The 21,885-nt window shown below is 58.0% G+C and carries 20 protein-coding genes; 6 read left to right on the forward strand and 14 right to left on the reverse strand.

All coding sequences use genetic code 11. From position 1 onward, the window contains the following. Window positions 1-14: 14 nt before the first annotated feature. The 7 genes from addA to regB form a co-directional block, all read right to left on the reverse strand. Window positions 15-3,374: a double-strand break repair helicase AddA gene (gene addA / locus AC2FPW_RS18500; protein ID WP_496814890.1), complete on the reverse strand. Its 3,360-nt coding sequence runs from the start codon at window positions 3,372-3,374 to the stop codon at window positions 15-17. Next, window positions 3,371-6,295 (reverse strand): double-strand break repair protein AddB, encoded by a 2,925-nt coding sequence (gene addB / locus AC2FPW_RS18505; RefSeq protein ID WP_496814891.1) that lies wholly within the window; start codon window positions 6,293-6,295, stop codon window positions 3,371-3,373. The genes addA and addB overlap by 4 nt, the downstream gene beginning before the upstream one ends. Beyond that, on the reverse strand, window positions 6,288-6,974 hold the full coding sequence (locus AC2FPW_RS18510; protein ID WP_480773019.1) for a nucleotidyltransferase family protein: 687 nt from the start codon (window positions 6,972-6,974) through the stop codon (window positions 6,288-6,290). Before AC2FPW_RS18510 ends, addB begins: the two co-directional genes overlap by 8 nt. After that, window positions 6,971-7,975, reverse strand: a complete 1,005-nt coding sequence (locus AC2FPW_RS18515; protein ID WP_496814892.1) for an aminoglycoside phosphotransferase family protein — start codon at window positions 7,973-7,975, stop codon at window positions 6,971-6,973. Before AC2FPW_RS18515 ends, AC2FPW_RS18510 begins: the two co-directional genes overlap by 4 nt. After that, a complete protein-coding gene (gene tsaE, locus AC2FPW_RS18520) occupies window positions 7,972-8,445 on the reverse strand; it encodes a tRNA (adenosine(37)-N6)-threonylcarbamoyltransferase complex ATPase subunit type 1 TsaE (protein ID WP_496814893.1) in 474 nt (157 codons plus the stop codon). Before tsaE ends, AC2FPW_RS18515 begins: the two co-directional genes overlap by 4 nt. Before the next feature lie 42 nt (window positions 8,446-8,487). Next, window positions 8,488-9,993 carry a PAS-domain containing protein gene (locus AC2FPW_RS18525; protein ID WP_496814894.1) on the reverse strand — a complete coding sequence of 502 codons (1,506 nt, stop codon included), beginning with the start codon at window positions 9,991-9,993 and terminating at the stop codon, window positions 8,488-8,490. A 65-nt stretch (window positions 9,994-10,058) separates the two neighbouring features. After that, window positions 10,059-11,456: a sensor histidine kinase RegB gene (gene regB / locus AC2FPW_RS18530; RefSeq protein ID WP_480496378.1), complete on the reverse strand. Its 1,398-nt coding sequence runs from the start codon at window positions 11,454-11,456 to the stop codon at window positions 10,059-10,061. A gap of 90 nt (window positions 11,457-11,546) precedes the next feature. Here regB and AC2FPW_RS18535 point away from each other — a divergent pair, with 90 nt between their 5' ends. Both AC2FPW_RS18535 and AC2FPW_RS18540 read left to right on the forward strand, forming a co-directional pair. Continuing rightward, window positions 11,547-12,173, forward strand: coding sequence for an SCO family protein (locus tag AC2FPW_RS18535; RefSeq protein WP_496754917.1), 627 nt, complete (start codon window positions 11,547-11,549; stop codon window positions 12,171-12,173). 81 nt (window positions 12,174-12,254) lie between these two features. Beyond that, a complete protein-coding gene (locus AC2FPW_RS18540) occupies window positions 12,255-12,809 on the forward strand; it encodes an ActR/PrrA/RegA family redox response regulator transcription factor (RefSeq protein WP_050604676.1) in 555 nt (184 codons plus the stop codon). A 38-nt stretch (window positions 12,810-12,847) separates the two neighbouring features. Here AC2FPW_RS18540 and AC2FPW_RS18545 read toward each other — a convergent pair whose 3' ends face one another. Together AC2FPW_RS18545 and AC2FPW_RS18550 are read right to left on the reverse strand one after the other, a co-directional pair. Beyond that, on the reverse strand, window positions 12,848-13,399 hold the full coding sequence (locus AC2FPW_RS18545; RefSeq protein WP_496814895.1) for an SGNH/GDSL hydrolase family protein: 552 nt from the start codon (window positions 13,397-13,399) through the stop codon (window positions 12,848-12,850). 206 nt (window positions 13,400-13,605) lie between these two features. Further along, window positions 13,606-14,199 (reverse strand): HD domain-containing protein, encoded by a 594-nt coding sequence (locus AC2FPW_RS18550; protein WP_496814896.1) that lies wholly within the window; start codon window positions 14,197-14,199, stop codon window positions 13,606-13,608. Window positions 14,200-14,405: 206 nt separating this feature from the next. Between AC2FPW_RS18550 and AC2FPW_RS18555 the strand changes: the two genes are divergently transcribed. The 4 genes from AC2FPW_RS18555 (at window position 14,406) to AC2FPW_RS18570 (ending at window position 17,453) form a co-directional block, all read left to right on the forward strand. Then, window positions 14,406-14,720: a hypothetical protein gene (locus tag AC2FPW_RS18555; protein WP_480486861.1), complete on the forward strand. Its 315-nt coding sequence runs from the start codon at window positions 14,406-14,408 to the stop codon at window positions 14,718-14,720. A gap of 102 nt (window positions 14,721-14,822) precedes the next feature. Next, complete coding sequence (gene ahcY, locus AC2FPW_RS18560) at window positions 14,823-16,211, forward strand: adenosylhomocysteinase (protein ID WP_267366313.1); 1,389 nt, start codon at window positions 14,823-14,825, stop codon at window positions 16,209-16,211. 13 nt (window positions 16,212-16,224) lie between these two features. Beyond that, window positions 16,225-16,974: an extensin-like domain-containing protein gene (locus AC2FPW_RS18565; RefSeq protein WP_496814897.1), complete on the forward strand. Its 750-nt coding sequence runs from the start codon at window positions 16,225-16,227 to the stop codon at window positions 16,972-16,974. A gap of 137 nt (window positions 16,975-17,111) precedes the next feature. Then, window positions 17,112-17,453 carry a DUF2853 family protein gene (locus AC2FPW_RS18570; protein ID WP_496814898.1) on the forward strand — a complete coding sequence of 114 codons (342 nt, stop codon included), beginning with the start codon at window positions 17,112-17,114 and terminating at the stop codon, window positions 17,451-17,453. 219 nt (window positions 17,454-17,672) lie between these two features. On the opposite strand, the gene AC2FPW_RS18575 is transcribed toward AC2FPW_RS18570, so the two are convergent. The 5 genes from AC2FPW_RS18575 to tsaD form a co-directional block, all read right to left on the reverse strand. Beyond that, window positions 17,673-18,956, reverse strand: a complete 1,284-nt coding sequence (locus tag AC2FPW_RS18575) for a hypothetical protein (protein WP_496814899.1) — start codon at window positions 18,954-18,956, stop codon at window positions 17,673-17,675. Between the two features lie 160 nt (window positions 18,957-19,116). Continuing rightward, window positions 19,117-19,539 carry an EVE domain-containing protein gene (locus tag AC2FPW_RS18580; protein WP_496814900.1) on the reverse strand — a complete coding sequence of 141 codons (423 nt, stop codon included), beginning with the start codon at window positions 19,537-19,539 and terminating at the stop codon, window positions 19,117-19,119. Next, window positions 19,539-19,808 carry a YciI family protein gene (locus AC2FPW_RS18585; protein ID WP_480482615.1) on the reverse strand — a complete coding sequence of 90 codons (270 nt, stop codon included), beginning with the start codon at window positions 19,806-19,808 and terminating at the stop codon, window positions 19,539-19,541. Before AC2FPW_RS18585 ends, AC2FPW_RS18580 begins: the two co-directional genes overlap by 1 nt. Window position 19,809: 1 nt before the next feature. Further along, window positions 19,810-20,772: an NAD(P)H-dependent glycerol-3-phosphate dehydrogenase gene (locus AC2FPW_RS18590; RefSeq protein WP_496814901.1), complete on the reverse strand. Its 963-nt coding sequence runs from the start codon at window positions 20,770-20,772 to the stop codon at window positions 19,810-19,812. Continuing rightward, complete coding sequence (gene tsaD, locus AC2FPW_RS18595; protein WP_496814902.1) at window positions 20,769-21,866, reverse strand: tRNA (adenosine(37)-N6)-threonylcarbamoyltransferase complex transferase subunit TsaD; 1,098 nt, start codon at window positions 21,864-21,866, stop codon at window positions 20,769-20,771. The genes AC2FPW_RS18590 and tsaD overlap by 4 nt, the downstream gene beginning before the upstream one ends. Window positions 21,867-21,885: the final 19 nt, after the last annotated feature.

Here is a 21,885-nt window from a genome sequence, read left to right on the forward strand (position 1 = left end):
GGCAGTAGGTAAGGTCAAGATATCTGGGTGCAGGCCACGGCATCCGTCACAAGATCGTGTGGCAGCCACATAAGATTTGCCGTTCTTGTCCAGAGGATTGCGGTGCGTATCTTATGGTTTGGATAGATCTGCGACAGGGCCTGCGCATACGCGCCCATTTGGCGAAGCAACCCTTCGGGGCAATCTTCGACCCGGTTCGGAACGGTGGCATTTGATTTGAAATCAATCACATGGACTTCGGTGTCTGTCACGATCAGGCGGTCGACAATCCCATACATTCGCTGCCCGTTCAGGTCGGCAGTAACAGGTATTTCGGCCAATGTGTCCGGCGTGAAAATGTGTCGCAGGCTTTCGGATGTCAGCACGCCTGTGACTTCGGTCAGCAATGCACCCTGATCCTCTTGCCTCATGTCGGGCAGCAGGCGGGCACAAAGCTCTGGCCAGTGGTTCTGCGTGACTTTGGGCAGATGCTCAAGCAGCAGGTGCACGCGGGTTCCGCGCAGTTTGGCAGCGTCTTCATCCAGACCAGCGTCACCAGGCAACGCCTTGGCACCACCCAGATCCGAAGGGCTGATGGTGGCCGCCGGTACAACTGGTTCTGGTGCGGGGTGCAGGAACATGTCGGGCAGTTCTGCATGTTTGGCCGATGCAACTGACTGCTCGACCAATGGCAACCCATCCCAGTCGCCATGGGACAGCCGACGTGTATCTGAATCAGGCAGTTGCGTTGCCCCGGCCTTTTCCATCGCCGCTTCTACCATCTGGTACCAGCTGTTGCCATCTTTACCCAAATCACCCGCCGCCGCCACGATCAGCCACTTTTCAGCCCGTGTTAGAGCCACATATAGCAAGCGAAGCCGTTCGTTTTCCTCGCGGGTGCGCGCCTCTGACCGGGCGTGAGTGATCAGGTTTGGCGATTGGTCTGCCGAAACCTTCCACAGCGGTGTCCCGTCTGCCACCATGATTTCGGCGTCGCGTGGCGGCTGACGTTTGCCGGTATCCGGCAGAATGACGATCGGAGCCTCCAGACCTTTCGAGCCGTGCACCGTCATCACCCGGATCATATTTCCGACCCCGCTCATCTGTCGTTTGATTTCCAGATCGTCGGTCTGCATCCAGACCAGAAATCCCGTCAGGCTGGGGATATCCGTCCGCTCGTAGGCCAACGCCTGCGACAGCAGGGCATTGATACCGTCTTCTGCCTCGGGTCCCAGTCGGCCCAACAGGTTTCGCCGCCCGGCATGTCGGGTCAGAATGCGTTCGATCAGGTCATAGGGGCGCAGAAAGTCGATCTGACTGCGCAGATCGTTCAGCACGGCCAGGGTTTTGGGGAAATCGTCGGCGCGTCTGCGCAAAGCAGCCCACAGGAATTGCTCCTCCCGCCGATGGGCCAGATCGAAAAGCTGCTGCTCGGACCATCCAAACAGCGGGGATTTCAGAACTGTCGCCAGCGACAGGCTGTCTTCGGGTGTGGCCAGAAAGCTAAGCAGCACAGCCAGATCCTTGACCGCAAGTTCGGCACCCACTTTCAGCCTGTCCGCCCCGGCGATGGGAAGCCCGGCAACCTTGCAGGCGCGAATGATTTCGGCAAACAAGTCGGACCGGCGTTGCACAAGGATCAGAAAATCACCCGGTTGCACTTTGCGTCGAACAAACTGGCCCTGCGTGTCCCCGTCTTCAGGGATCGTTTCACCGTTGTCGATCATTTTTTTGATCGTCTCAGCCACCCGTTCGGCCAGAATAACGGTATGATGCCGCGATCCGGGCCGGTCCACCGGATCGGTCCAATCCCCCTCCTCCGCGTCTTCGACTTTCTCGACGACGGGCCAAAGATCAACCCGACCAGGCAAATCGGATTTGAAGGCGCGGTGCTGGCTTTCCTTCTGAAATCCTGCATCGGCGCGGTTCTCAAAAAGCGTGTCGACCAGAGACAAGATCGCGCTGGAGGATCTGAATGAATATTCCAGCGTCGAATCCCAAAGTTTAGAGCCTGATTCAGCAAGCTTCCGGTCAAACTCCTCCTGCATCCGGTCAAAGGCTTGCGGGTCGGCGCCCTGAAAGGAATAGATCGATTGCTTTTTATCGCCGACCACGAAAATCGTGCGCTCGACCCCTGATCGGGCCCCTTCCCCACTGGTGAATTCCTGAGCCAGTTTTTCGACCACATCCCATTGATCGGGGCTGGTGTCTTGCGCTTCGTCGACAAGAATGTGGTCGATACCCCCGTCTAGACGGTACAGCACCCATTCGGCCACCGCCGGGTCATTCAGAACCTGACGTGCGCGCAGGATCAGGTCGTCGAAATCCAGCCACCCCCGCAACTGCTTGCGGCGTTCATATTCCGGTAGGAATGCAGCGGCAAAGCGGTGCAAAACGGCGGTTTTCTGGGCGGCAACCAGCGCCAGTCGGCGTTCACGCGCGGCCTCGACCCGCAGCATGAGAGCTTCGAGTTGAGGCATCCGGTCCGCCAGCGCACCTTCGCGAAGGGGTTTGGTGGGAAAGCCGTTGATCTTGGCGGTAAACGGTTCTTTTGCGCCTTTTCCGGTCAGCAGCACGTCTTCCAGCATGGGCAAGTGAGCCAATCGTGCGTCGGTGAACCCTGCCAGCCTTCCCGCAGCCTTGGCATTATTGCCGCCACTTTCGAGCAATACGGGCAGCATTGATTGGATCAGCTGGACCTCACCACCCTGAAAAACGCTTTGGAACAACGCATTATCGTCGAATTGCGAGGGCAGTTCGAAGCGTTGCAGCAGATCAGACCAATCCAGTTGCTGCGCGAACAGGTTGCGTTTCTGGGTGATCGCCGCAGTCAGCTTGTCAAAGCCTGTATCGGTGACAAACCGGGCCACGTCTTCGATCAGCCTGGCCTGCGGGCCTTCTGCGAAATCTTCAACAATTTCTTCCCTCAGCAAAGCTGCCGCACGGTCTTCCATTTCCGAAAACTGCGGGCTGACCCCGGCCTCGAGCGGGAAACGACGCAGCAAAGAGGCGCAGAACGAGTGAATTGTCTGAATCTTCAAGCCGCCCGGCGTCTCAATGGCGCGGGCAAACAGGGTGCGCGCTTGGGCCAACCGGTCTGAATTGATGGCGCCAGTCACGCCCAGTTCGGCCAGGTCCTTTTGCAGCTTGGCATCATCCAGCATGGCCCATTTGCCAAGACGGTCAAACAACCGGTTCTGCATCTCGCTGGCAGCGGCTTTGGTATAGGTCAGGCAAAGAATGTGCTGCGGTTGGACGCCACCCAGCAGCAGGCGCGCCACCCGATCGGTCAGAACCCGTGTCTTTCCAGACCCCGCATTGGCGGCCAGCCAGGTCGAGGCATCTGGTCGCGCGGCCTGCACCTGCCGTTCGGTTGCTTCGTTGCGCGCGCTCATGTCAGATCCTCGGGGCGCGTTTCGGCTGTCCGGTCCCACTCGCCGAACCGGGCCAGATGATCATAGTCACCGATATCCGTATCCTTGTGTAGCATTCGGCGGGACGAATACCCCTGATCAGATTCTAAATAAGCCGAAATCAGCTCTTTCAGCTCGGCCAGAACCTTGTCGGCGGGTTCTTTCAGCAGCGGCGCGGGCACTTCTTTATAGGTACCGCCCATCCCGATGAAGATGGCCTCTGCCACCGCCATCGGGTCAAGCCCTTCGATACCGCCCTGCTCGGCCATTGCGGCCTCGATCAGCAATTGCTTGTCGAATTTGGACTGCTGGCTTTCTGTCGGAGGCGCGCCGGTTTTATAGTCGATGATCCGCAAGGCCCCCCGGCTGTTGTGATCGATCCGGTCAGCGCGCCCTGTTATGGTGAAATCCAGCGGGTTCAGCACCAGCTTCATCGCCGCTTCAAAGGCCACTGGCCCGCCATCACCCCGGCGCAAAAGTTCGGCGCTGATAAAGTCGTCTGCGATCCGTTCCAGTCGCGCCAGCCACAGGTGTCGCGCCGTGGGCCATGCGACATGCTGCTCCAGCAATGCGTGCGCGCGCTTCAGGAAATTCTCACGCGTCAGCAAGGCGTTGTCGAGCACGCTATCCTTGACGAAATGCTCGAGGATTTCGTGGATTACGATCCCCCGCAGCAACGCGTCGGGTGCCTGGACAAGCGGGTCGAGAGGTTTCAAACGCAGCACATGCTTGGCATAGATGGCATAAGGATCGCGAATTAGCCGCTTGATTTCCGTTACTGACAGGTGACGTGGACGCGCGGCAACTGGCGGGCGCGGGGATGGACGTGGCGCGGGGTCAATGCGCGGCGCGTCTTCCAGAGCGTCGGACCAATTCAGCCAGTTTTGGCCACGGGCGCGCATTTCGGCCAGCGCTTGGGGGCCACCCTGCTCAGGCAGGCCTTGCAACAGGTTTGTCAGCCGGTTCACCCAACGGGACGGCACCGTTTCCGCATCGTCCGAGCGGGTCGCGCGGGTCAGCCAGACCTCGGGCGCGCCGATGGCCTGTTGAAAATCATGCGCCGACAGGCCAATCCGCCGTTCGGGCAACAACAGGCCCGCCCTGTCCCGCATCTGCCGGTTCAGCCAGGGGTCAGGAGCCGGGGCTTCTGGCCAACTGCCTTCGTTCAATCCGCCAAGGATCAACAGGTCCGCACCTTGTACCCGCGCTTCGAGTGTGCCCCAGATCATGATATGCGGATGTGGTGCGTCGCGGTCGCGGACCTCTTCCCCTGCAAGCAACGCGCCCAAAAGATCGGCAAAATCATGGGCTGTCATCGGCCCGCCATGTTGCGCCTCATCCCTGAGGGAATTCAGCACTGCCAGTGCCTTTTGACCCGCGTTCTTGTCCCACAGCGTGCCGGTTTCACCTGCACTGCCGGCCGAGATCGCCTCGGCAAGTGTTGTGAGCCGATCTACCCAGTCGGAAAGCGCCAACTCGCCGCAGATCTGTTGATCGCAGAAGTGGTGAACAACCCATTGGACCCAGGCCTCGGGGGTTTCTTTGCGTGCTGCAAATGCTGCGAGGCTGGTGCCATCCGGAAATGGCGGGCCATTTCGGCGCAGGTCCAGTTCCAGATCACGCGTGTGCAGCAAATGGTTACCGCGTTCACTGCCGTCATGACACAATGGGTGCTTTAGCAAGGTAAGCAGCGCCTCGCCCTCCAGACGGCGCGTGAACAGACCAGCCACATGTCGCAGAAACCGGCCCGGAGGCGAGAGTTGCAGCGGCAGACCGGCGCTGTCATCCGCCAGAATGTTCCACCGGTCCAGCGCTGCGCTGACCTGACGGGTCAACATGCGATCGGGCGTGATCAGGGCGGCGGTCTGACCGTTTTCAGCAGCCTGTCGCAGGCGCAGGGCAATGGCCAAAGCCTCGTCCCGCGGTGATTGCGCCTCGACCAGTGTCAGGTCTTTGGTTGCGCCGAGTAGATCAGCCAGTTTCGGGCCTTCGCTCATCCAGGCATCGGTGATCGGGGCCGGGCGCAAAGCCAAGGAAACCAGACGGTTACGGGCAGGCGAGGGGGCGTTCAGGTCTGTCCAGGGGGTGATCTGGCCGGGTGACAGGCCCAGCCCGCGCATCAACTTGCGAAACCGGTATTGCGGATGATCTTCCGAAGTCAACGCATCATCCAACCCTTCCCAAACGTGATCCGGCTGGTCGAAATCGTATCCGGGCAGTACCAGCGCCCCTTGCGGCAAGCGCGCGACGGCGTCCATCAGCATCAGCGTGGTGCCGCGCGAACCGGTTGACCCGGCCAGAATAACCGGATGCAGGGGGGGATCGGTTTGCCAGCGGGCGATCAGGTTTTCGACCACGCGACGTTGGCGGGCCTGCGCGTCCATCACCTGCGAGCTCGTGTCAATGAAATGATCTGCGATACCGATAAAGGTCTGAGCCCGCGCCCAATGGCCGGACATGTCGCTGACATCCAGCCCCCGGATCGTGTCCGGTGACACACCTTCGCCCTGCATTTCGTCGATCAGTGCCGCCAGACTGTCGGACAGGTCAAAAACCGACGACCGCGCGGCCAGATCCGGTTGTTGTTCCAACAATTTGGCCACCAGCTGCGTCAGTTCCAGACGCCGCCGAAGGGGCGGAATGGCAGGTGGAATATGGGCCAGATCAGCGCTGTCCCCCAGATCGGTTAACAGCGAGATGCGGGGCAGCAGGCAAGGTGGCCCCTGATTGAACAGATCACGTACGCGCCGCTCCATGCGTCGCGTGTTCAACACCAGTTCCACCCGCGCCAAAGCATCGGGCGGACCTGAACAACGCCGCTTCAGACCGTCGACCAACGCCTTGGGGAAATCCGTACCGGGCGGAACAGCGAAGACGCGGGGAAGGGGTTCGGGGTCAAACATCGGCCAGCAAATCCTCGGCCAGAGCGATCCCATCGGGGCGACCCACGTCACACCAGCGCCCGGGATACTCGATGCCGAACAAACGCCTCTGGTCGTGCATCTGGTTCCAAAGCAGGTTCAACGAAAACGCCGGCTGCGAGATGGCGTGCAGCCCTTGTGTCTTGAGGATCTGCGCGCCCCCGTAAACCAAGCCGGGCCCACGCGTGATCCGCCCCGCCCGATCAGCGGTAAAATCACCGGGCCCGTCGTGACCTATGGCCTGCGCAGTTGGAACACACATCAAAAGCGCATCCATGCGGGCCGGATCCCATGCGTTTTGCAGCAGTTTCAATGGATTTGGGCCGGACCAGATTGCGTCAGTATTCAGGGTGAACACTGGGTCGGTTCCCAGCAATGGCAGGGCTGCGCGCAATCCTCCACCAGTTTCCAGGATCTCCGGCTCCTCCCGCGATATCAGAATGCCTTTGGGCCCGAGATGCGCGTCGAGCTGATCGGCGTGGTAATGCACGTTTGCAACTGTGCGAACAGGGCCAAGGTTGTCGACAAGATCCAGCGCATGGTCGATCAGGGGGCGCCCGGACACTTCGATCAGCGGTTTGGGTCGGTCCTTGGTCAACGCACCCATACGGGTGCCAAATCCGGCGGCAAACAACATTACAGCAAAGGGTGATCCGGTCATTGCGGCCTCAGCCTGGCCAAATTCTGAGGTGTTGGTCGGGGCAGAGCGTCGTGCAGCAGCGAGGCCACCGAAACAAGGGCAGGGTGTTCCAGATCCCGCATGAGGTGCGACCAGACCGCCGGGATCATGTCCAGATATTGCGGCTTGCCGTAATCGGTTGCCAGCCGCGAAAAACCGCCAAGAATGCGAAGATTTCGCTGCGCGCCCAATACGCTGTACGCGGTCCGAAACTCGTGATCATCCATACCTGACCCTGCAATATAGCGGTTGATCATCTGCATTTCTGTTCCGACCGAAACATCGCGGCGAATGTCCTGAAGCAAGGACACCAGATCATAGGCGGGGTGCCCCAGCATGGCCAATTGGAAATCCAGCAATCCGACGCGCCTTAAGCCGTCGCGCTCGGGCAGCCAAAGAAGGTTTTCCGCGTGATAGTCCCTTTGAATGACAACTTTGTCCCCAGAGGTTTCTCGGTGCAGAATATCGGCAAACCGAAGTTCGAACCGGTCCAGAACGTCCTGATCAACATTGCCCTGAATTCCAGCGGCATATTTCGTAAGCGCCAGCGCCGCCAGATCCGTCATCAGGGCCGGGTCGTAGGACGGTAGCGACAATAATGGGGCCTGATGCAGGTGAAGCAACACGTCTGTTGCGGCCTCGTACAAAAGGCGTTCTTTGGACGGGTCTTTTTTCAGAACACGTGCAAATAGATCATCACCCAGATCTTCCAGCAGCAGAAATCCATATTCAGCGTCTTCTGCGTAGATCTCGGGCGCACTCAGGCCAATCGAACGCAGATACTCAGCAACACGCACAAACGATTCGACGCTTTCGCCCTTGTCTGGTGGCGCATCCATCAGGACAGCCGTTCGCCCACTGACCGGATCGGTCACGCGTTCGTACCGGCGGTTCGATGCGTCGCCGGCCAGTGGTGCACGCGTTGCCCCGGCCCAAGGAGTTTGTGCAATAAGGGCCTCTGCCAGGACTGTCCTGTTTGTCATCCTGCACTCTCCAGCTTTTTTACCCATTTCGGATCGGTCCATGACAAGGACACGTGGCGGGTATCTTCTGTGTCAGGGTCTGTTTCGAAGGCCAGCTTTAACGCAGCGGCAGGGGCTAGTGCGCCCAGCTTTTCCGGCCATTCCACAAGGCAGATTGCTGTGTCAAAGGCATCGACCAAACCCAGTTCATCCACTTCCTCTAACGCGTTCAGCCGATAAAGATCGCAGTGCCAGATCTCACCGGCAGGGGTGTCATAGGTCTGAACCAAAGTGAATGTGGGTGACGGCACATCTTCCGGTTCAGGCATAAGTGATTGAATGAGGCTGCGTGCGAAATGCGTCTTGCCGCTGCCGATTGCACCACTAAGCAACAGGACATCCCCATCACTGAGCGAATACCCGACACGGGTCGCAAAATCTGCGGTTTCATCGGGCGATCTGAAGGTCAGGGTTTGGGGGGGCGTCGTCATGGCGCCACAATGACGTTCTGCCCAATCGGCTGCAACCCCGGTTCAGGCGCTGATCTGTTCCAACGGGGCGGTTTTTGTCAGAAGATCCACGGGTGCAAACCGCACGATCGTCGCACCGTTATGAACCGGTGAAACCGTGCAGTCCAAAGTGATGCCCGACCGCATCCGGATTTCAGCCGTCCACTCCGCCCGGTTATCCCGCATTTCGACGAAATCCCGGATCTCTCCCAGAATCGGCGTAGCAACACAATGCTCCTGCCACCGCCGCGTGACATCGGTGACCGTGTCGTTCTGAAAGCCGATTTCCTGTGCGTCGCCCCAAAGTTTTTCGTAGGCGTAGTTGGTAAGGGCCAGGGTGCCATCATCGGCAAATACAGCGATTGCATCGGCCAGCTTGTCCAATATGGATTGCATAAGATCCATCTCGGACCGGAAGCGGCGCGTCAACGTGATTTCTGCCGTAATATCTTCGAACAGAAACGCAACAGCCCCGTCGGGGTGCGGCCTGCCGCTTACAGAATAAACCGAGCCGGAGGGAAGTGACCATGTTTCGTGGTAATTGCCGCCCTCGGCCGCTTCGAGCAGGTCGTTCATCTGACGCCGCCATGTACGGTAGTTCTTGGGCTCTGGCATCATGTGCTGATCCCTTAGCCGGTCGAAGAAACTGCTGATATTCGGGCGGCAACTGAGGAAATCCGGCGGCAACGTGGTCAGATCAATCAGGGCCGGGTTGAACAGCGCCAGTTGCCGGTTGCGATCGAAAATGGCCAGGCCGATCGAAAGTTGAGCAAACGTCTTGGTCATGGTCTGCACGAACTTGCGTTGCGCGGTTTCCGCTTCGACAATGGCGTTGATGTCTGTGGCGTAACATAACCGCCCGTCTTCCTGTTCGATCTGTGTCAGATCGAACCACAACTTGCTGTTGGTCCCAGTCACATCTACCGAAACCCTTGATTTTCCAAGCGACGGCGCATCAGAGGTGCCCGGAAACAGCGGGGCAGTCAGATCGGCATCCTGACCACGCGCCCGGCGAACAAGCGTGACATAAGCTGCATTGCACCATTGCACCTGGCTGTTGTGATCCAGCAACCATACCGGATAGGGGGCCTGTTCCATGGCCAAACGGCTCGGTTCACTCAGCGTGCTTGACCCAGTCGGAGATATTCTGGCCGGTTCGTGCAGACGCACGCGGACAATCCCGTCGATCCATTCACACACGATTTCGCGTTCGACTGTGCAATCAATGGCCGAGATTACCAGTACATTTTGATCGCGAACCTTTTCGGGTGTTTCGGGGAAGGTGGGGAAATCCCTTTGCAGCAGGCGGCGCAAGTCCTGCCAGCTTCCAACATGTTCGAACCCGGCAAGCGCGATATCGGAGTGGCTGATCAGGTGATCACCATCAAACAGGAATACCGCATCGAACAGGGATGTTGTCGAAAACAAACCAAAGACATCGTCGCGTCGCGTCTGGCGCGGCAATAACCACTGCACGGCAAAGCATCCCGATACCAGGCTGATCGCGGCCAGAATGATCCAATCGGCCATGAATATCCCCAAGGTAGAACAAACCCCGGCTGACTATGGGCAGGATAGGTTAACGGCTCCTTAACTCACACCTGAATGCGTTTGTTGGAACCGGATGGAACCGGCGTGTCACCCTTTTGCGCGTCAATCAGGTTGCGCGGCCACGAGACTTTGACGATCGCGCCTGTCCGGTCCTTGTGATCAGTCAGATGCTGATACGGATCCGTGCCATTTGCGAATTTCAGCTCGGCACCGCTGCGTTCCAGCAACGTTTTTGCGATGAACAGTCCCAGTCCCATGCCTTCGTATTCCGGCCGGGTTCGCAGGTCGGCTTCGGCCCGTCTGCGGCGCATGAAGGGATCACCGATGCGTCCAATCATGTGCGACGGGTAGCCGCGCCCGTCATCCATGATGCTGACGGTGATCCTGCTGTCTGTCCATTCGGCTTCGACCCAGACATTGGCGCGGGCGAAATCCACGGCATTCTGGATCAGGTTGCGGAGCCCGTGAATGATCTCGGGCTTTCGCAGGATCGAGGGTTGCAGCACGTCTCCGCCCTGCGTCGGGCCTTCGGAAAAATGAACGACCTTGCCCCGGTCAACATGCGGTTCGGCGGCTTCGTTCACCACCGTCGAAAGCGGAGCCTGCCGCAAATGCAGGTCATCTTTACCGGCACGACCCATATCGCGCAAAATGTCGCGGCACCGATCAGCCTGCTCGCGGATCAAGGCGGCGTCTTCCTTGAGGTCGGGGCGGTCGTCCAGCTCTTCGATCAGTTCCGCACTTGTCAGTTTGATCGTGGCCAAGGGGGTGCCCAACTCGTGCGCGGCAGCGGCGACCACGCCACCCAAATCGGTCAGTTTTTGTTCGCGGGCCAGCGCCATATGGGTGGCAGCCAGCGCTTCGGACATGGATTGAACCTCGGAACTGACGCGGTGAGAATAAGCACCGATAAAGACGATGGCGATAATGATAGCCGCCCAGTTGCCAAACAGCAGGATTTCCGGAATGTCCAGAAACACTCCGATGTTGGTCCGCAGCGGCAGGTGGAATTCCGCCAGCAGAGTGGTCAGAACAATCGCAACAGCCCCAACTATCAAGGTCGACCGTGTGCTCATGACATTGGCGGAAATCGTGACCGGCCCCAAAAGCAGAAGGGCAAAGGGGTTGTTCAGACCGCCCGTCAGATACAACAAGATCGACAGTTGCAGCAGATCGAACAGAACCATCAGGAAGTTTTCGAACTCGGACATCCGCTTGTTCTGTGGAAACAACAGAATGGCAGTCAGGTTACCCATGACCGAGATCCCGATGGCCAGATAGCACAGGCCCAGTTCCAGCTGCACGTGATAGTATTGCTGGGCCACGGTGATGGCGGTGATCTGACCAAAAATGGCAACCCATCGCAACAGGATCAGGGTGCGCAGGCGGATCCAGCTGCTGCGTTCCTGGCCGCGCCAAAAAGTCTGATTGGAATCTGCCATCGGTTGCTTATGTCCTGTTGCAAAGGCTGGTCATCTTGATAGGTGTCCCGGCCGGAACGATCAACAACCCCTTGCGACCGGAAAACCGAAATGACCCGCCTATACGCAATTCTTGCAACTCTCGTTCTGGCTATTGGCCTAGGTGCGATGTGGCTTTTGACGCGTGGGGGCGGATCCGGCGACCAGTTTGCACAGTGCCGATCCGGGCAGATCGCCGGGGGGACCGCTGCTATCGGCGGGCCGTTTGAACTGGTGAATGGCAAAGGTGAGACGGTGACCGACAAAGACGTGATCACCGAACCCACACTTGTCTATTTCGGCTATACATTCTGCCCCGATGTCTGCCCATTTGACATGTCCCGCAATGTTGAGGCCGTGGATATCCTGAACCAGCGCGGACAGTCGGCCACTGCCCTGTTCATCTCGATCGATCCCGAACGGGACACGCCCGAGGTTGTGGATGATTATGCCTTTAACTTAGGCGGCAAAACGATTGCCTTGACCGGTTCACCCGAACAAGTCAGGGCGGCGAGCAAGGCTTACAAGACCTATTACAAGGCACAGGATAAAAGCGACGAATTCTACCTTGTTGACCATTCCACCTTCACATATCTGGTGACGCCCGAACATGGTTTCCTTGAATTCTTCAAGCGCGATGACACGGCCGAACAGATGGCGGACAAGGTCGGGTGCTTTCTGGACCAGGCTGCGCATTAACAAGGTTGTTTGACCTTTGTTTCTGCGCTGCTATTACTCATGTTTAAGCCAAAGGCATGAAATAGCGGAAAGACCTAACATATGGCAGACAGTTCTCAGCTTGATATCGGCCCTGATAAATCCCTGCTTTTGGTGGATGATGACGAGCCGTTCCTGAGACGTTTGGCCAAGGCCATGGAAAAGCGTGGATTCGAGGTCGAAACCGCAGGGTCTGTCGCCGCAGGCCGCGCCATTTCCACCGCCCGGCCACCGGCTTACGCGGTTGTTGATCTGCGACTGGAGGATGGCAACGGTCTGGATGTGGTTGAAGTTTTGCGCGAAAAACGCCCCGACAGCCGGGTCGTGGTTCTGACCGGGTACGGGGCGATTGCGACCGCAGTCGCCGCTGTAAAAATCGGCGCAACCGATTATCTGTCGAAACCCGCCGACGCCACCGACATCACCAATGCACTGCTGGCCAAGGGTGACGAGCTGCCGCCGCCGCCGGAAAACCCCATGAGCGCGGACCGCGTGCGCTGGGAGCACATCCAGCGGGTTTATGAGCTGTGTGACCGCAATGTCAGCGAAACGGCGCGTCGGCTGAACATGCACCGCCGGACATTGCAGCGGATTTTGGCGAAGCGTAGTCCGCGTTGAGACTATAACCTAATCACCGCAAAAAACCCCACTCAGCGTCACTGAAGGGAGCACTTTATTTCAGCGCAAAGCTGCTGTGTCAGGTGACGATAACCGATTGGATTGGGGTGTAGGCCATCCGATGTCCACTTGTCGATGTTATCACTAAACCCGGGAGGGGAGTTGAGAAACGTGCAGTTTCCCATTTCCAAGCAAGCTTGTTGTGCTGCAATGTTGTAGGCGGTTCGAAACGCTTCGTTTTCGATAGTCCAAGTTTCGCCGGCGACAGGCAGAACGGCGCGCCAGATCAGTCTGTCTACGGAGGTGAACACATCCGCTAACTGCGTAACATATTTCGGAATCTCCTCCAGAGGTGTGTCGTTCAGGGCGTCATTAACCCCAACACCCAAGTACCAGACCGGAACATGAGTGATGAGCTCCGGGTGTACCCTTGCTATTAAGCCTTGGGTTGTGTCCCGACTGATTCCCAGATTCAATGCGTTTGAAACGATGTTGCTGGTTAGCCATCCCTCGATGATGGAATCACCAATAAATGCGATTTGAATATTCGGGACGCTAGAGCTTGGGAAATCGGTCGTTTGTGCAGCCACACCATTGTCTGATAGTGTTTAGTTTCTGTGACGGGAGTATGCGCTCCGGTAAGCTTGCGTACTGTCTTCGCCAGATACCCAGTTCTGATCAACACGGCTGCTAGCGCCAGGATCAGCACCAAATTTGTTGCAAGCAAGATCCGGTTCCCAATCGGCCGTTTCGCGCTCATTTCACCATTTCCTTTAGCTGTTCAGGTTGCAAGTCGCTAAAGTAGCGCGAGAAGCACTGTGTGCCGATCTGTGTAGGCTTTCCTTACTTCGACCGGTGGTCTCAGCGTAATCTCCAACCCCTCCATCACCGCCTTATCCGGGCGACCAAAGAATTTCGTCGCCTCTGCCTCGGAAAAGCCTGCGATCTGGGTGGCCTCCATCCAGGCGCTGATTTTGTCGGCTTTCTTGATCTGCCGTTTCACCGCTTTTGGCACCTCAGCGGGCAGACCGAACCGGATGTGGATCGCCGCCGCCAGCCGGTCGTCCAAGGCGCCGTAGCCGGGGCCGACAGCGGATTTGACCGGCGAAATCATGTCGCCGATCACGTATTCCGGCGCATCATGTAACAGGGCTGCCAACCGCCACTTGACGGGTGTCTTGGGGGCAATTCTTCCGAAGAGTTCCTCAACCAACAGGGAGTGTTCGGCCACGGAATAGGCGAAATCGCCGCGTGTCTGCCCGTTCCAGCGCGCCACAAAAGCAAGCCCATGGGCGATATCTTCTATCTCGATATCCACCGGGGTCGGGTCCAGCAGGTCCAGCCGACGCCCCGATAACATGCGCTGCCATGCCCTGGGTTGTGTTGCCATTTTGCTATGCCTCGCCTGACCGGACGCGATTGCGCCATATTTTTGTGCTATGATGTACCTGTCTGGATCACTTGCTGCCAACAGTTTCTTGAGCATTTGTGCTTTGAAACGGCGCGCCATGATCCCGACATCAAAACCGAGGGGGGCACATGCTTCTCCCGGTGTGCTCCTCTCGACCGTGAAACGCGAAACGATAGGAGTTTGTCATGTTCAAGCGTTTATTCGCCATTGCCCTGACCTTTGGAATGGCCGCGACCGCCCCACCAGCTTTTGCCCGAAGTTGCGCAGATCGCGACGATATTGTCGCCAAATTGCAGGAAAACTACGCCGAGGAATTGGCCTTTGGCGGTTTGCAAAAGACGCGCGACGCGCAATCTGTGATGGAGGTCTGGGCCTCGAAGGAAACGGGCAGTTATACCGTTTTGGTAACCAATGCGAACGGAATCAGTTGTATTGTTGCCGTTGGCACCGATTTTTTTGAAGCGATACCAAAGATAAAAATCGAAGGCACGCCAAGCTGAAAGCGGCCAGCAGGCTTCCGGTAACAGTCTTCAAAGTTGCCACCTGCCCCAAGGAGTGCTAGGGGCAGCCGGGACTGTGATTTACCGAAAATGGAGCGCCTGATGGCCGTGGACTATATCGTTAAAGACATTTCGCTGGCTGGGTTCGGCCGCAAGGAATTGGACATTGCGGAAACCGAGATGCCGGGGCTGATGTCCCTGCGTGCGGAATATGGGGACAGCAAGCCTCTGACAGGTGCGCGTATCGTTGGGTCGCTGCACATGACCATCCAGACCGGCGTTCTGATTGAAACGCTGGTTGCGCTGGGTGCGGATGTGCGCTGGGCGTCGTGCAACATCTTCTCAACTCAGGACCATGCCGCCGCCGCGATCGCCGAGGCGGGCATTCCCGTCTTCGCCATCAAGGGTCAGACGCTGGAAGAGCATTGGGATTATCTGGATAAATCCTTCCTGTTTGAAGACGGTCCGAACATGATCCTTGACGATGGTGGCGACGCGACCCTTTACATCCTGCTGGGCGCGCGTGCTGAGGCAGGCGAAGACATCATCCCTGTTCCGGGTTCGGAAGAGGAAGAGGTGATCAAGAAGCAGATCGCCAAGCGTATGGCGGCCAGCCCCGGTTGGTTCACCAAGATGCGCGACCAGATTCAGGGTGTGTCCGAGGAAACCACCACCGGCGTGAACCGTCTGTATCAGCTGGTGAAAGACGGCCACCTTCCGTTCCCGGCGATCAACGTGAATGACTCGGTCACAAAGTCGAAATTCGACAATAAATACGGATGCAAAGAATCGCTGGTTGACGGTATTCGCCGCGCCACCGACACCATGATGGCCGGTAAGGTTGCCGTGGTTTGCGGCTATGGCGACGTGGGCAAGGGCTCGGCCGCCAGCCTGCGCGGCGCGGGTGCGCGCGTGAAGGTGACCGAAGTTGACCCGATTTGCGCGCTGCAGGCTGCGATGGACGGGTTCGAAGTGACCTTGCTGGAAGACGAAGTTGCCAGCGCGGATATCTTCATCACCACCACCGGCAACAAGGACGTGATCCGCATCGAGCATATGCGCGAGATGAAGGACATGGCCATCGTTGGCAATATCGGTCACTTCGACAACGAGATTCAGGTGGCTAGCCTGAAGAACCACAAGTGGACCAACATCAAGGAGCAGGTGGACATGATCGAGATGCCTTCGGGCAACCGTCTGATCCTGCTGTCTGAAGGCCGTCTGCTGAACCTTGGCAATGCCACAGGTCACCCGTCTTTCGTGATGTCGGCTTCGTTCACCAATCAGGTTCTGGCACAGATCGAACTGTTCACCAAGGGTGATCAGTACGAGAACAAGGTCTACATCCTGCCCAAGCATCTGGACGAAAAAGTGGCCCGCCTGCATCTGGATCGCATCGGCGTGAAGCTGACGAAGATGGATGCGGATCAGGCGGCGTACATCGGTGTCAAACCGGAAGGTCCATACAAGCCGGAACACTACCGCTACTGATTGTCGTCTGACGATGACGCAGAACAACGGACGCCGCCGGTTTCTTTACTCGGCGGCGTTCTTTGTTTTCAGGGTTCTGGTTGTGGTGATCGTGCTGGGCGGCGGCGGCTGGGTGCTGTTGGCGCATCCAAAGACACCGCTGCCATCACACTGGAACCCGTTGCGCGACCTAATAGTCAGCGCGCCGGTCACGCCGGTCACCAGGTATCAACTGAACCGCGCCGTGGCGGACGAAACCCAGTGTCGGGCTACGTTGGCCGAAGCGGGGGTTCATTTCGAGGCGATGGAGGATCTGGTCATTGATCAGAACTGTGGCATTGCCGCACGGGGTCTTCTGACCCGGCTGGCCACCGCGCATATCGAAGCCGTTGAAACCAGTTGCGCCACAACATTGCGGCTGGCGATGTGGGAACACCATGTCGTGCAGCCGGTCGCGCACGAACTGCTTGGAACCGGTATTGCCCGATTGCGCCATGTTGGAAGTTACAACTGCAGGCGTATGCGCACCCTGAAGGGTGAAAACAACGGATGGAGCAGCCATGCCCGTGCGGACTCGATCGATATCATCGGTGTAGAGACGAGCGATGGCCGCGTGCTGACCCTGTTAAATGACTGGCAGGGCTCCGGCGCCGAACCCGCGTTCCTGCGACAGATCTGGCGGGGCGCGTGCGACTGGTTTCGTGTGGTTCTGGGCCCGAACTTCAATCGCTTGCACGCGGATCATTTCCACCTGCAAGGTACTGGCTGGGGGTACTGCAGATAGGTCTTGCATTCTGTGCCTTCCAGCCCCCGTTAAGGGGGAGGAAACGCAGTTTTTTATCCTTTTTGGCAGACCTGTGACACGTCTAATCTCGGCTATCGGTGATTGGTGCCGGATTAACGGATTAAGGAGATTAGGACATGGGCAAGCGCGACGAGCTGATCGCCAAATACGCTGAAGATCTGAAAAACAAGTGTGGGATGAACCCCGATATGGACCTGCTGACCAGGGTCACAATCGGTTGCGGCCCGGCGATTTATGACGCAGATGCGGCAACTGTTGCAGCCAGCCAGGAGTCCGAGTTGGAAACCGTCAAGAACAACTTCCTGATCAAGAAACTGGGCCTGTCCGATGGTCCCGAGCTGATGGCAGCGATCAACAAAGCCATGGAAACCTATGGCATGTCCGAGCGCAACAAATACCGCGCCGTGGTCTATTACATGCTGACCAAGCATTTCGGAAAAGAAGCCGTTTACGGCTGATCTTTCCGCGCATTCCTGAAACGCCTGTCGTCTTCCCGGCGGGCGTTTTGTATTTGAGTTGTTTTTTAAGGACTTGGCATTTGAAACGTCGGGCACGGTTGGGTTAAGGTCGAACCGTGACCAGGACGGTCAGAACCAGACATTTCCATACGCGTGTGGTGAGTAGGGAGCACGCGGGGGTAGGGAAGGTTCTGCATCGTCAGGGCCTTCCCTCATTACTTATCTGAACTCTTTTAGGATACGCGCGATAAGGTTTTCTGCGCTGTCAGGCTGAACGGTTGAATTGTCGTCCGCATTTCCGCCGCTGCCTTCCAGATAAACCTCGATCCGCCCCGGGCGCGTCTTGCTGCCCGAGCTTGTGAAGTCCCGTGCGATACCCCCAAGTGCATCGGCGGCCATCGCGGCGTTTTCGGCGTCATCGGGATGGTAAAACCGGACCTGGGTTTCTCGGACCCGGTATCCCACCCGAGCTGTTGCCACCACCGTTGCCTGACCTCGGGCAAGCAGTTCCAATGCCCGGTTGCTGGTCTCTTGCGAAACTCTCGACGGTACAAAAAGCGAGACCTCCAGACCAATGGCTGGCGTCAAAAGAAGTGGTTTCAACTCGGTGTAGGGTCGAATGGCGGGTGTGTCGATCTCTGGCGGAATAGGATCATGGGCTACCAGCAACATTTGCGATAACCCGCCCTTGTTCAGCGGATTGAGATTGCGAAGTCGCGGATCAAACCGGGCCGGAATCGCGGCTTGAATGTCTGAAGCAGTTGCAACAGCCAACATGGGTTCCATCTGGGCAGGAATGAAAATCTTGGGCGGCGTCAAGGAAATCTCGGGCTTCTCCGTTACCGCTTCAGGATTCGGGCCGTTTGCAAACTCGCTTTCCGGCAAGACAGCGCTTTCCGTCTTCTGGGCGGGCGTTGCATCGGATTGATCCAAAATTACCGGATCGATGGACTCGCTATTTGGCTTGTCCAAGGGTTCGCTGACGTCGGCGGGGATTGAGAGAGGCTCAGGCTCGGAGGGCCCTGAAACCAACAGATCCTCTGGCGTAGGGGCACCTTTCGGGTCCGGCAGGCTGGTGGTTGCAGCCTCAGGCGGTTCTTCGGGGACCAGAAAGGTTTCTGAAAGCGCATTCAGAACAGCCTGATCTTCTGCGTCTGCGGATGGCCAGTCATCAAAAAGATTTGCAACGACCCATTGCAAGGCGGCCCCACACAAAAGGGCAAGCAGTACTAACGCGACCCAAGTTTTCCGTTTTTTTCTGACGCGCGGTTTGTCCAGATTTAGCGAGCGGACCCGCTCGGAAACGATCTGCTCTGTATCTGTATCATCCGGAGGGGGAGGATTGTCTGTCTGGACAGATGTCGAAACAGGTTCTTCCTGCGCCTTCGCAAGCACCGACGCGCGCTTCTCCCGCGCCTCTTTCAGGCGCGCTTCCCAGGTTTTCGTGCTTTTCGCAGCAACGGTGTTATCGAGTGTCCCGTTGCCGTTTTCAGTGTCAGACACGGGGTTCAAACTTTCAAAACATATCGAATTTATCCGAACAACACCAAGCGGTTACGGCCAGAGCAATCATAACCTTCAGATCCCTACCCGGCGTAGCCCTTGGAAACATAACACCTTGCCGGACGTTTGAGAAGTTTTGCACCTGATACAGGACGGCAGGTCAATCCGGCTGCGTTTCACCCAAGGCGCAGACCACTTTCCATTGATCGTCTGTTACCGGCTGAACCGACAAACGAGAGTTTTTCACCAGCACCATGTCGGCAAGCCGTTCGTCGGCCTTGATCTGGTCCAGTGTCACGGGCTTGGAAAAGGTTCGGACGGCCTTGATATCCACGCATTCCCAGCGCTCATCATCGGTGGAACTGTCGGGATGTGCCTCGGCGCATACCTCGACAATACCCACAACCGATTTGTCCTTTTGAGAGTGGTAGAAGAACCCCCAATCCCCAATGGCCATCTGACGCATGAAATTGCGCGCCTGATAGTTGCGCACACCGTCCCATTCCTCGCCCGTGTCCCCCTTGGCCATTTGCTGGTCCCAGCTCCAGGTCGAAGGTTCGGACTTGAAAAGCCAATACGCCATCAGCCGATCACCTTTTTCCAGGGAATCAGCTCAACCGACTGGAACAATCCTGCCTTTGCATAGGGGTCATTATCTGCCCAGTTTTGCGCAGCAGCTAGATCTTCGACGTCGAGCACAACCAGCGAACCGATCATGGCGTCGCCATCCAGCAGCGGCCCTGCCTGCGATACAACACCCGTTTCTTCGATATAGGCCAGATGGGCCGCGCGATTGTCCAGCCGGGTTTGCAGTGCCCCGGCTTTGTCACGGGCGATGAGTGCGATCAGCATGTTATTCCTCCTTGAGTGGGCGATTGAGCAGGTTTTGGATGGCCTCGGTCACACTGTAGGCACCATGGCTGAGATCCGCCACCGTTGTACTGATGGGCATGTCCAGCCCTTCCTTGACGGCAATCTCTGACATGGCGCGCGCAGTGGCGACGCCTTCGACGGTAGTATGTTGGTCAAATGGTTGGTTCAGACCCAAACTAAGGCCAAAACGGTAGTTTCGGGACAGTTCTGAGGAGCAGGTCAACACCAGATCCCCAAGCCCGGACAAACCCATCAGGGTGTCAGGACGCGCGCCACGCAGGGTGGCAAAGCGCTGCATTTCCGCAAAACCGCGAGTCATCAACGCGGCCCGGGCGCTGTCCCCCAGCCCCGCGCCGATTGCTGCGCCGCAACCGATAGCCATGATGTTCTTCAGCGCCCCGCCAAGTTCAGCACCTATGGTGTCAGTGGTCCGATAGAGGCGCAGGTTCGCAGTGGCCAGTTTGGTCTGCAATGCTTTGCCAAGATTCGTATCACCGCAAGCCAGCGTTAACGCAGTGGGCAAACCGCGCGCTATGTCATCAGCAAAACTGGGTCCTGTCAGCAAAGCGATCGGGGCGTCGGGAACAACATCCCTTATGACCGCAACGGGCCCGAGGCCAGAATCCAACTCTATCCCCTTACAGCAAGCGACCAGTGTCTTGCCTCGCAGCACCGGGGCGTGATTCTGCAAGGCGCTGCGCAATCGCTGCATAGGAACGGCCAAAAGCAGAATGTCAGCCTTCGACGCCTCAGCGATATTTGCGGTTACGGCGATGTTCGTGGGTAAGGAAACCCCAGGCAGCCGGGTGGAGTTTTCGCGCGTCTCGTGCATCTGCCGCGCCTGATCGGCGTTTCTGGACCACAGAGTTACCGGCCCGTTGCCTGACAATGAGATCGCCAGAGCTGTGCCAAACGCGCCGGATCCCAGGACAGATATGTTCATGCCTTGGCCCCTTTCTTACCGCTGCCCAGCATTGTTGGGCTGCGTTGATCCAGCGGCCAGCGGGGGCGGGCAGTCAGGTCCAGGCCGTCGCGCGCGCCGGTGCGAAAGCGTTCGAGGCCCGCATAGGCAATCATCGCGGCATTGTCCGTGCATAAAGCCAGCGGAGGTGCCGTAAACCGAGCGCCTTGCTGGGCGCAAACAGACTCTAACGCTGTCCGAATGGCCGAATTCGCCGCCACCCCACCTGCGACCGCGACAACGGGATCAACAGGGTTGTGATCAAGGTACAGATCAATCGCGCGGCGGGTTTTCTCGGCTAATGTGTCCACAATGGCCTGCTGGAACCCTGCGCACAGATCAGCACGGTCCTGACGGGTCAGCCCACCCTTATCGGCCACGATCTGGTCGCGCATCCGCATCAACGCTGTTTTCAGACCCGAAAAAGACAAGTCACAGCCGGGCCGGTCGAGCAGTGGCCTGGGAAAGCGGAACCGCTGGGGATTACCATCACGGGACTCAGCCTCGACAGACGGGCCGCCGGGTTGCGGCAGGCCCAGCAGGCGAGCGGTCTTGTCAAAGGCTTCCCCTGGCGCATCGTCGATGGTGCCGCCCAGGCGGGTAAACTGCTCGGGGCTATGGGCGATCAGGTATTGGCAATGGCCGCCCGACACCAGAAGCATGAGGTAAGGGAAGGCGATGCCGTCCGTCAGGCGGGGTGTCAGGGCGTGACCCGCAAGATGATTGACGCCAATCAGCGGCAGGCCCGTGGCGGCGCTCAGCCCTTTGGCACACATGACACCGGACATGACCCCTCCGATCAGACCGGGCCCGGCGGTGACGGCAATAGCGTCCATGTCGCGCAGCGACAGACCGGCGGCCTCCAGCGCCTGCACGACGCAGACATCCAGCTTTTCGGCATGCGCACGGGCTGCAATCTCGGGCACGACACCGCCAAAGGCGCTGTGCAGATCGGTTTGACCGTGCACCACAGAAGACAGGATTTCGGCTTTGGCACCTTCGGTCTGGCGCACGACCGCTGCGGCTGTGTCGTCACAGCTGCTTTCCAAACCCAATACGGTAAGTGTTTGCACCATCACCCTGATCCGTTGCATC

The organism is Ruegeria sp. SATB027, assembly GCF_059613825.1.

What these genes read in the sequence shown, in the direction of transcription:
- AC2FPW_RS18555 (WP_480486861.1), top strand. Translation starts at nt 14,406, where the DNA reads ATGTTCAAGCGTTTATTCGCCATTGCCCTGACCTTTGGAATGGCCGCG.
- AC2FPW_RS18510 (WP_480773019.1), bottom strand. Translation starts at nt 6,974, where the DNA reads ATGACCGGATCACCCTTTGCTGTAATGTTGTTTGCCGCCGGATTTGGC.
- ahcY (WP_267366313.1), top strand. Translation starts at nt 14,823, where the DNA reads ATGGCCGTGGACTATATCGTTAAAGACATTTCGCTGGCTGGGTTCGGC.
- AC2FPW_RS18515 (WP_496814892.1), bottom strand. Translation starts at nt 7,975, where the DNA reads ATGACAAACAGGACAGTCCTGGCAGAGGCCCTTATTGCACAAACTCCT.
- AC2FPW_RS18590 (WP_496814901.1), bottom strand. Translation starts at nt 20,772, where the DNA reads ATGAACATATCTGTCCTGGGATCCGGCGCGTTTGGCACAGCTCTGGCG.
- addB (WP_496814891.1), bottom strand. Translation starts at nt 6,295, where the DNA reads ATGTTTGACCCCGAACCCCTTCCCCGCGTCTTCGCTGTTCCGCCCGGT.
- AC2FPW_RS18525 (WP_496814894.1), bottom strand. Translation starts at nt 9,993, where the DNA reads ATGGCCGATTGGATCATTCTGGCCGCGATCAGCCTGGTATCGGGATGC.
- AC2FPW_RS18535 (WP_496754917.1), top strand. Translation starts at nt 11,547, where the DNA reads ATGACCCGCCTATACGCAATTCTTGCAACTCTCGTTCTGGCTATTGGC.
- regB (WP_480496378.1), bottom strand. Translation starts at nt 11,456, where the DNA reads ATGGCAGATTCCAATCAGACTTTTTGGCGCGGCCAGGAACGCAGCAGC.
- AC2FPW_RS18580 (WP_496814900.1), bottom strand. Translation starts at nt 19,539, where the DNA reads ATGGCGTATTGGCTTTTCAAGTCCGAACCTTCGACCTGGAGCTGGGAC.
- tsaE (WP_496814893.1), bottom strand. Translation starts at nt 8,445, where the DNA reads ATGACGACGCCCCCCCAAACCCTGACCTTCAGATCGCCCGATGAAACC.
- AC2FPW_RS18565 (WP_496814897.1), top strand. Translation starts at nt 16,225, where the DNA reads ATGACGCAGAACAACGGACGCCGCCGGTTTCTTTACTCGGCGGCGTTC.
- AC2FPW_RS18550 (WP_496814896.1), bottom strand. Translation starts at nt 14,199, where the DNA reads ATGGCAACACAACCCAGGGCATGGCAGCGCATGTTATCGGGGCGTCGG.
- AC2FPW_RS18585 (WP_480482615.1), bottom strand. Translation starts at nt 19,808, where the DNA reads ATGCTGATCGCACTCATCGCCCGTGACAAAGCCGGGGCACTGCAAACC.
- AC2FPW_RS18570 (WP_496814898.1), top strand. Translation starts at nt 17,112, where the DNA reads ATGGGCAAGCGCGACGAGCTGATCGCCAAATACGCTGAAGATCTGAAA.
- AC2FPW_RS18540 (WP_050604676.1), top strand. Translation starts at nt 12,255, where the DNA reads ATGGCAGACAGTTCTCAGCTTGATATCGGCCCTGATAAATCCCTGCTT.
- addA (WP_496814890.1), bottom strand. Translation starts at nt 3,374, where the DNA reads ATGAGCGCGCGCAACGAAGCAACCGAACGGCAGGTGCAGGCCGCGCGA.
- tsaD (WP_496814902.1), bottom strand. Translation starts at nt 21,866, where the DNA reads ATGGTGCAAACACTTACCGTATTGGGTTTGGAAAGCAGCTGTGACGAC.